Annotated in this window: 1 rRNA gene; it reads left to right on the forward strand. The window is 54.8% G+C overall.

The features are described from left to right. Positions 1-1,852 (forward strand): 23S ribosomal RNA (locus C6W88_RS21750); the annotation flags it as partial. Positions 1,853-1,905 lie beyond the last annotated feature (53 nt).

A 1,905-nucleotide genomic window follows, 5' to 3' on the forward strand; every position in this document is an offset into this window, starting at 1 on the left:
GTGTTCGCATCACTTAAGGTGATTCGATAGTGTCAGTTCGCTGCCATCGCGAAGCGATGGCAAAGCGCTTCCCGAACGTTGAGTCGGGTAGGGCAAGGTGAACGGCCTGAGTCATTTTAAGGATGCGAACACGCGGTAGAGGAGCGTCGTGTAAGCCGATGAAGGTGTGTTGAGAAGCATGCTGGAGGTATCACGAGTGCGAATGCTGACATGAGTAACGACAAGGGGAGTGAAAAACTCCCCCGCCGGAAGACCAAGGGTTTCTGTTCGACGCTAATCGGAGCAGAGTGAGTCGGCCCCTAAGGCGAGGCCGAAAGGCGTAGTCGATGGGAAACGGGTCAATATTCCCGTACCTCACAGTATTGCGATGGGGGGACGAAGAAGGCTAGGTGAGCCAGGCGTTGGTTGTCCTGGTGAAAGCCGGTAGGCTGAGGATTCAGGTAAATCCGGATCCTTAAGGCCGAGAGGCGAGACGAACTGACTACGGTCAGGAAGTCATCGATGCCACGCTTCCAGGAAAAGCCTCTAAGCTTCAGATACTGTGAGACCGTACCCCAAACCGACACAGGTGGTCAGGTAGAGAATACCAAGGCGCTTGAGAGAACTCGGGTGAAGGAACTAGGCAAAATGGTGCCGTAACTTCGGGAGAAGGCACGCCGCATTAGGGTGAAGGTCCTCGCGACCGGAGCCTGACGCGGTCGAAGATACCAGGTGGCTGCAACTGTTTATTAAAAACACAGCACTCTGCAAACGCGCAAGCGGACGTATAGGGTGTGACGCCTGCCCGGTGCCGGAAGGTTAAGTGATGGTGTTAGCTCACGCGAAGCTCCTGATCGAAGCCCCGGTAAACGGCGGCCGTAACTATAACGGTCCTAAGGTAGCGAAATTCCTTGTCGGGTAAGTTCCGACCTGCACGAATGGCGTAATGATGGCCACGCTGTCTCCACCCGAGACTCAGTGAAATTGAAATCGCAGTGAAGATGCTGTGTACCCGCGGCTAGACGGAAAGACCCCGTGAACCTTTACTACAGCTTCACACTGGACGCTGATGTTGCTTGTGTAGGATAGCTGGGAGGCTTTGAAACCCTGTCGCCAGATGGGGTGGAGCCAACCTTGAAATACCAGCCTGGCATCATTGGCGTTCTAACTCAGGACCGTAATCCGGTTCGAGGACCGTGTGTGGTGGGTAGTTTGACTGGGGCGGTCTCCTCCCAAAGAGTAACGGAGGAGCACGAAGGTACCCTCAGCACGGTTGGAAATCGTGCAGTGAGTGCAAGAGCATAAGGGTGCTTAACTGCGAGACAGACACGTCGAGCAGATACGAAAGTAGGTTCTAGTGATCCGGTGGTTCTGTATGGAAGGGCCATCGCTCAACGGATAAAAGGTACTCCGGGGATAACAGGCTGATACCGCCCAAGAGTTCACATCGACGGCGGTGTTTGGCACCTCGATGTCGGCTCATCACATCCTGGGGCTGAAGTCGGTCCCAAGGGTATGGCTGTTCGCCATTTAAAGTGGTACGCGAGCTGGGTTTAGAACGTCGTGAGACAGTTCGGTCCCTATCTGCCGTGGGCGTTGGAGATTTGAGAAGCGCTGCTCCTAGTACGAGAGGACCGGAGTGGACGTACCTCTGGTGTTCCGGTTGTCACGCCAGTGGCATTGCCGGGTAGCTATGTACGGACGGGATAACCGCTGAAAGCATCTAAGCGGGAAGCCCCCTTCAAGATGAGATCTCCCTGAGGCCTTGAGCCTCCTAAAGGACCCAGCAAGACCAGCTGGTTGATAGGCCGGGTGTGGAAGCGCTGCAAGGCGTTGAGCTAACCGGTACTAATGGTCCGTGAGGCTTGACCATATAACACCCAAAGGGTTTTGGTCGATGATGTCTCGAATCAATTGACGGATACG

Source organism: Halomonas litopenaei (genome assembly GCF_003045775.1).
In the GTDB taxonomy this organism is placed as follows: Bacteria; Pseudomonadota; Gammaproteobacteria; order Pseudomonadales; family Halomonadaceae; genus Halomonas; species Halomonas litopenaei.